The 7,551-nt window shown below is 58.2% G+C and carries 5 protein-coding genes; 3 read left to right on the top strand and 2 right to left on the bottom strand.

Annotation, left to right across the window (positions count from 1 at the left end; all coding sequences use genetic code 11):
* Positions 1-119 precede the first annotated feature (119 nt).
* Positions 120-2,345, bottom strand: a complete 2,226-nt coding sequence (locus NTD85_RS06520; RefSeq protein ID WP_262141738.1) for an NADP-dependent isocitrate dehydrogenase — start codon at positions 2,343-2,345, stop codon at positions 120-122.
* Positions 2,346-2,826: 481 nt separating this feature from the next.
* Here NTD85_RS06520 and icd point away from each other — a divergent pair, with 481 nt between their 5' ends.
* Complete coding sequence (gene icd, locus NTD85_RS06515; RefSeq protein ID WP_003223831.1) at positions 2,827-4,083, top strand: NADP-dependent isocitrate dehydrogenase; 1,257 nt, start codon at positions 2,827-2,829, stop codon at positions 4,081-4,083.
* Positions 4,084-4,144: 61 nt separating this feature from the next.
* Here icd and NTD85_RS06510 read toward each other — a convergent pair whose 3' ends face one another.
* On the bottom strand, positions 4,145-4,426 hold the full coding sequence (locus tag NTD85_RS06510; protein ID WP_103486074.1) for a cold shock domain-containing protein: 282 nt from the start codon (positions 4,424-4,426) through the stop codon (positions 4,145-4,147).
* A gap of 224 nt (positions 4,427-4,650) precedes the next feature.
* Here NTD85_RS06510 and clpS point away from each other — a divergent pair, with 224 nt between their 5' ends.
* Both clpS and clpA read left to right on the top strand, forming a co-directional pair.
* Positions 4,651-5,034, top strand: coding sequence for an ATP-dependent Clp protease adapter ClpS (gene clpS, locus NTD85_RS06505; protein ID WP_027614670.1), 384 nt, complete (start codon positions 4,651-4,653; stop codon positions 5,032-5,034).
* Positions 5,035-5,064: 30 nt separating this feature from the next.
* On the top strand, positions 5,065-7,335 hold the full coding sequence (clpA, locus tag NTD85_RS06500; RefSeq protein WP_262141737.1) for an ATP-dependent Clp protease ATP-binding subunit ClpA: 2,271 nt from the start codon (positions 5,065-5,067) through the stop codon (positions 7,333-7,335).
* The last annotated feature ends 216 nt before the right edge of the window (positions 7,336-7,551 follow it).

Genomic DNA, 7,551 nt, shown 5'->3' with positions numbered 1-7,551 from the left:
AAAAAAAAAACCCCCCCCCCCCCCCCCCCCCCCCCCCCCCGCTCCCACAGGGGTTTTGTGTTGTGTTCGGAAATAGAAACCCCGGCACTGGGCCGGGGCTTCTTTACAGCATTACAACCTTAAACCAGCGCAGCAATCGCCGAGTTGAAGGTTGCGCTTGGGCGCATGGCCTTGCTGATCAGCTCGGCATCGGCGTGGTAGTAACCGCCGATGTCCACTGGCTTGCCCTGCACGGCGTTGAGCTCGGCAACGATGGTCGCCTCGTTCTCGGTCAGGGTTTTGGCCAGGGTCGCGAACTGCGCTTGCAGTGCAGCGTCTTCGGTCTGGGCGGCCAGGGCCTGAGCCCAGTACATCGCCAGATAGAAGTGGCTGCCGCGGTTGTCGATGTTGCCGACTTTGCGCGATGGCGACTTGTTGTTGTCGAGGAACTGACCGGTGGCCTGATCCAGGGTTTTCGACAGAACCAGCGCTTTCGGGTTGTTGTAGTTCACACCCAAATGCTCGAGGGACGCTGCCAGCGCCAGGAATTCACCCAGCGAATCCCAGCGCAGGAAGTTCTCTTCAACCAGTTGCTGCACGTGCTTCGGCGCCGAACCGCCGGCGCCGGTTTCGAACAGGCCACCGCCGTTCATCAGCGGCACGATCGACAGCATCTTGGCGCTGGTGCCCAGTTCCATGATCGGGAACAGGTCAGTCAGGTAGTCGCGCAGTACGTTGCCGGTCACCGAGATGGTGTCCTTGCCTTCGCGGGTGCGCTGCAGGGTGTACTTCATGGCATCGACCGGCGCCATGATCTGGATGTCCAGACCGCTGGTGTCGTGATCCTTCAGGTAAGCCTGAACCTTCTCGATCACTACGCCGTCGTGGGCGCGCATCGGGTCCAGCCAGAAGATCGCCGGCGTGCTGCTGGCGCGAGCACGGTTGACGGCCAGTTTGACCCAGTCCTGGATCGGCGCGTCTTTGGTCTGGCACATGCGGAAGATGTCGCCGGCTTCAACAGTCTGTTCCATCAGCAGGTTGCCCTTGCTGTCGGTGACGCGAACCACGCCGTCAGCCTTGATCTGGAAGGTCTTGTCGTGCGAGCCGTACTCTTCGGCTTTCTTCGCCATCAGGCCAACGTTCGGCACGCTGCCCATGGTGGTTGGATCGAACGCGCCGTTGGCTTTGCAATCTTCGATCACGGCCTGGTAGATGGTTGCGTAGCAACGATCCGGGATCACCGCCTTGGTGTCGTGCAGTTGGCCGTCGGTGCCCCACATTTTGCCGGAGTCACGGATCATCGCCGGCATCGAGGCGTCGACGATGACGTCGCTCGGCACGTGCAGGTTGGTGATGCCCTTGTCGGAGTTGACCATCGCCAGCGACGGACGCGCGGCGTAGACCGCTGCGATGTCCGCTTCGATCTGCGCTTGCTGCTCGGCCGGCAGGGCCTTGATGCGCGCGTACAGGTCGCCGATGCCGTTGTTCAGGTTGAAGCCGATCTGGGCCAGCACGTCAGCGTGCTTGGTCAGAGCGTCTTTATAGAACTCGGCAACGATTTGGCCGAACATGATCGGGTCGGAGACCTTCATCATGGTCGCTTTCAGGTGAACCGAGAGCAGCACGCCCTGGGCCTTGGCGCTTTCGATTTCAGCGGCGATGAACGCGCGCAGGGCGTTTTTGCTCATCACGGCGCAGTCGAGGATCTCGCCAGCCTGAACGCTGGTTTTTTCTTTCAGAACGGTCGCGGTGCCGTCTTTGGCAATCAGCTCGATTTTCACAGTGTCAGCGGCGTCGATCAGGGCAGCTTTTTCGCTGCCGTAGAAATCGCCGGTGCTCATGTGAGCTACGTGGGACTTGGAGTCTTTGGCCCAGGCGCCCATTTTGTGCGGGTGCTTGCGCGCGTAGTTTTTTACCGACAGCGGGGCGCGGCGGTCGGAGTTGCCTTCACGCAGAACCGGGTTCACGGCGCTGCCCTTGACCTTGTCGTAACGCGCCTTGGCTTCTTTTTCGGCGTCGTTGGTCACGGTTTCCGGGTAGTCCGGCAGGTTGTAACCCTGGGCTTGCAGCTCTTTGATTGCTGCTTGCAGCTGAGGCACCGAAGCACTGATGTTCGGCAGCTTGATGATGTTGGCTTCAGGCGTAACGGCCAGGTCGCCCAGTTCGGCGAGGTGGTCGGCTACGGCTTTGTCGCCCAGTTGCTCGGGGAAGCTGGCCAGGATGCGCGCTGCAAGAGAGATATCGCGGGTTTCCACGGCGATATCGGCCGAGGCGGTGTAAGCCTCGATGATCGGCAGCAGGGAATAGGTGGCGAGGGCTGGGGCTTCGTCGGTGAAGGTATAGATGATCTTCGAGCGGGTGGGCATATTCGGATTAACTCTCTCTTCTTTGCTAAAGCGTGCGCAGAAACTCGAGGGGCGCCGGGTAAGCGCGTTCGTTCAAAGTCATCCATGAACCGAATGTCGAGATTCTTCGCGGTGATGTTGGGTGCATCAGTAGAGCGTCAAGCAGTCGGACTGCGGTAACAACCCGACCAATCAGGCGGAAAGTCTCGTGCTAGAGAGGCCAGCCGTCGTGACCCTTTGGTCAGCGGGCGGCATTATACATAGGTAGCTGGCAATCTGCCGATGGTTCATATGCAACGATTCTCGTCCATTGGTCTAAAGGTCGCAGGGGCGGGTGGGGCGTAGAGTCGCTGCGAATGCTTGAGTTTGGCGCTTTTCCCTTTGCTTTCAGGCTTGTACGAAACCAGATGTAGCCGCGCCGTGAACAGAGGGTTTGCGTGTTGATTTAACTGGGTTACGCTCGAACCAAGCCAGATGTTCAATCCAAACAATGGAGTTCAGCATGGGTTACAAGAAGATTCAGGTTCCAGCCGTCGGCGACAAAATCACCGTCAATGCAGACCATTCTCTCAATGTTCCTGATAACCCGATCATCCCCTTCATCGAAGGTGACGGCATTGGCGTCGACGTCAGCCCGGTGATGATCAAAGTGGTTGATGCTGCCGTGGCCAAGGCCTACGGGGGCAAGCGCAAGATTTCCTGGATGGAGGTTTATGCTGGCGAAAAAGCGACCCAGGTCTATGACCAGGACACCTGGCTGCCCCAGGAAACCCTGGACGCCGTCAAGGATTACGTGGTCTCCATCAAGGGCCCGCTGACCACCCCGGTCGGTGGTGGCATCCGCTCCCTCAACGTTGCCCTGCGCCAGCAACTCGATCTGTATGTATGCCTGCGCCCCGTGGTGTGGTTCGAAGGTGTGCCGAGCCCGGTGAAAAAGCCTGGCGACGTCGATATGGTGATTTTCCGCGAGAACTCCGAAGACATTTATGCCGGTATCGAATGGAAGGCTGGCTCCCCTGAGGCCACTAAGGTCATCAAGTTCCTGAAAGAAGAAATGGGTGTCACCAAGATCCGTTTCGACCAGGATTGCGGCATCGGCATCAAGCCTGTTTCCAAGGAAGGCACCAAGCGTCTGGTGCGCAAGGCCCTGCAATACGTGGTGGACAACGACCGCAAGTCGCTGACCATTGTGCACAAGGGCAACATCATGAAATTCACCGAAGGTGCCTTCAAGGACTGGGGTTACGAGGTGGCGAAGGAAGAATTCGGCGCCGAGCTGCTCGATGGCGGCCCATGGATGAAGTTCAAGAACCCGAAAACCGGCCGTGAAGTCATCGTCAAGGATGCCATCGCCGACGCCATGCTTCAGCAGATCCTGTTGCGTCCGGCCGAATACGATGTGATTGCCACGCTGAACCTCAACGGCGACTACCTCTCCGACGCCCTGGCGGCGGAAGTGGGCGGTATCGGTATCGCGCCGGGTGCCAACCTGTCCGACACCGTGGCCATGTTCGAGGCGACCCACGGTACCGCGCCGAAGTACGCCGGCAAGGACCAGGTCAACCCGGGTTCGGTGATTCTGTCGGCCGAGATGATGTTGCGTCATCTGGGCTGGACCGAAGCGGCGGATCTCATCATCAAGGGCACTAACGGCGCCATCAAGGCCAAGACCGTGACCTATGACTTCGAGCGTCTGATGGAAGGTGCCACGCTGGTGTCGTCTTCGGGCTTCGGTGAGGCGATCATCAAGCACATGTAAGCCGTGCAGGTACAAAAAAACCGCCTTCGGGCGGTTTTTTCATGACCGGGTGACGGTTATGTCAGCCCGACACCTTTTCTGTATGAGGGGCATGCGTAGCCGCTTCGTTTGACACCTGCGCCGCCGCGATCTTTACCGCATGCAGGCCTTTGGGTCCCTGGACGATGTCGAAACTCACGACCTGCCCGGCCTTGAGGGTTTTATACCCGTCCATCTCAATGGCGGAGTAGTGCGCAAAGAAATCAATGTCTTTGCCATCCTCGTCACGTCCTTCACGGGCATCGGTATTGATGAAGCCGAATCCCTTGGCATTGTTGAACCACTTGACCTTGCCGACAGCCATGCTCAAATCCCTCTGCAACAGACTCCATCGCTGGAGTATCATCCAGGACATCCGCAATCTAATCCGTTAAAAGGATTGACTCCGCGGATCTTTTTTACCCACTGTGGGCTCTATTGGTTGTAACACCGTTTTCCCGATAGTCAAGGTGACCGGGCAGTCGGAGTTGAAAAGGTGTACAGCCGCCCCCACCACTGTATTTGCACAACTGACGAACCTTTCTTTCCATGCATGCAATCAGCCAGATTCGACTAACATTCAATCAGGATCGCCCGCTTCTCCAAAAGGATCATCCAGAGGAGCACGACGACGATTCGGCAGGCGTTGCTGTTCAGGAAGCAAAGCCTGCGTTACAGGCGCCGCCGATGTACAAGGTGGTTTTGTTCAATGATGACTACACACCGATGGATTTCGTCGTCGAAGTGCTCGAGGTGTTTTTTAACCTGAATCGCGAGCTGGCGACCAAGGTCATGCTGGCCGTTCACACAGAAGGACGGGCAGTATGTGGAGTGTTTACCCGCGACATCGCCGAGACAAAGGCCATGCAGGTCAACCAGTACGCCAGGGAAAGCCAGCATCCGCTACTCTGTGAAATCGAGAAGGACGGTTAATCGCCGACCACTTGGGTATGAGGTGAAGCTATGTTAAACCGCGAGCTCGAAGTCACCCTCAATCTTGCCTTCAAGGAGGCTCGTTCGAAGCGTCATGAATTCATGACCGTCGAACACCTGCTGCTGGCCCTATTGGACAATGAGGCTGCCGCCACCGTATTGCGTGCCTGCGGCGCAAACCTCGACAAACTCAAGCACGACCTGCAGGAGTTCATCGACTCCACCACGCCACTGATCCCCGTCCATGACGAAGATCGCGAGACCCAGCCAACCCTGGGCTTCCAGCGTGTACTGCAACGTGCTGTCTTTCATGTACAGAGCTCGGGCAAACGCGAAGTAACCGGCGCCAACGTGCTGGTTGCCATCTTCAGTGAGCAAGAGAGTCAGGCCGTATTCCTGCTGAAACAGCAGAGCGTTGCGCGCATTGATGTCGTCAATTACATCGCCCACGGCATTTCCAAAGTGCCGGGGCATGGCGATCACTCTGAAGGTGAACAAGATATGCAGGACGACGAGGGCGGTGAGTCTTCTTCTTCAGGCAATCCGCTGGATGCTTATGCCAGCAATCTCAACGAACTCGCGCGCCAGGGTCGGATTGATCCGCTGGTCGGCCGCGAGATGGAAGTCGAGCGTGTCGCGCAGATTCTGGCGCGTCGGCGCAAGAACAATCCGCTGCTGGTCGGCGAGGCAGGCGTGGGTAAAACCGCGATTGCCGAAGGCCTGGCCAAGCGCATTGTCGACAACCAGGTGCCGGATCTGCTGGCCAACAGCGTCGTTTATTCGCTCGATCTCGGTGCCCTGCTGGCAGGCACCAAGTATCGCGGTGATTTCGAGAAGCGCTTCAAGGCGCTGCTCAATGAGCTGAAAAAACGTCCGCAGGCGATCCTGTTCATCGACGAAATTCACACCATCATCGGTGCGGGTGCTGCGTCCGGTGGCGTGATGGATGCCTCGAACCTGCTCAAGCCGCTGCTGTCGTCTGGCGACATTCGCTGCATCGGCTCGACCACGTTCCAGGAATTTCGCGGCATCTTCGAGAAGGATCGGGCCTTGGCTCGACGCTTCCAGAAGGTTGATGTCGTCGAACCGTCGGTGGAAGACACCATCGGTATCCTGCGCGGCCTGAAAGGGCGCTTCGAACAGCACCACAACATCGAATACAGCGATGAGTCGTTGCGCGCCGCTGCTGAACTGGCATCGCGCTACATCAATGACCGGCATATGCCGGACAAGGCCATCGACGTGATCGACGAGGCGGGTGCCTATCAGCGCCTGCAACCGGTCGAGATGCGCGTCAAACGTATCGAAGTGCCGCAGGTTGAAGACATTGTGGCGAAAATCGCGCGGATTCCGCCGAAACACGTCACCAGCTCCGACAAGGAACTGCTGCGTAATCTGGAGCGCGACCTGAAGCTGACGGTGTTTGGTCAGGATGCGGCGATCGATTCGCTGTCGACCGCGATCAAACTGTCCCGTGCCGGCCTCAAGTCGCCTGACAAACCAGTCGGCTCGTTCCTGTTCGCAGGTCCTACCGGTGTCGGTAAAACCGAGGCCGCGCGGCAACTGGCCAAGGCGTTGGGTATCGAACTGGTGCGCTTCGACATGTCCGAGTACATGGAGCGCCACACCGTATCGCGTCTGATCGGTGCGCCTCCAGGCTATGTCGGGTTCGATCAGGGAGGTCTGTTGACCGAGGCGATCACCAAGCAACCGCACTGCGTATTGCTGCTCGATGAAATCGAGAAGGCGCATCCGGAAGTCTTCAACCTGCTGCTGCAGGTGATGGACCACGGTACGCTCACCGATAACAACGGGCGCAAGGCGGACTTCCGCAATGTGATCATCATCATGACCACCAACGCCGGCGCCGAAACCGCGGCGCGTGCTTCGATCGGTTTCACCCATCAGGACCACTCGTCTGATGCGATGGAAGTGATCAAGAAGAGCTTCACGCCGGAATTCCGTAACCGTCTGGACACCATTATCCAGTTTGGTCGCCTCAGTCATGAGGTCATCAAAAGTGTGGTGGACAAGTTCCTTACCGAACTGCAGGCGCAGCTGGAAGACAAGCGTGTGTTGCTGGAGGTTACCGATGCGGCGCGCAGTTGGCTGGCGGCCGGTGGCTACGACTCGGCCATGGGCGCGCGTCCGATGGCGCGTCTGATTCAGGACAAGATCAAGCGTCCGTTGGCGGAGGAGATTCTGTTTGGCGAGCTGGCCGAGCATGGCGGTGTGGTGCACATCGACATCAAGGATGGTGAGTTGACGTTTGACTTCGAGACTACGGCGGAGATGGCCTGACGGCTTGGTTGTTGGTTTGGAAGGCGCCTTCGGGCGCCTTTTTGTTGGCTGATGTTTTTGGGTGTATATCCGTTGCTGCGGTTATGGCTGCTTAGGGTTCCGCCCTTACGGCGGGTCACTTTTTCCAGACGCCGAAAAAGTAACCAAAAAGGCTTTACCCTGACGTTCGGCCCTCGCTTAGGCTCGGGTTCCTTCGCTGCGGGATTCATCCGGGGG

It is taken from the genome of Pseudomonas sp. 13B_3.2_Bac1 (genome assembly GCF_025466205.1).
GTDB lineage: Bacteria > Pseudomonadota > Gammaproteobacteria > Pseudomonadales > Pseudomonadaceae > Aquipseudomonas > Aquipseudomonas fluorescens_H.
This window is presented reverse-complemented; position numbering and strand designations above follow the sequence as displayed.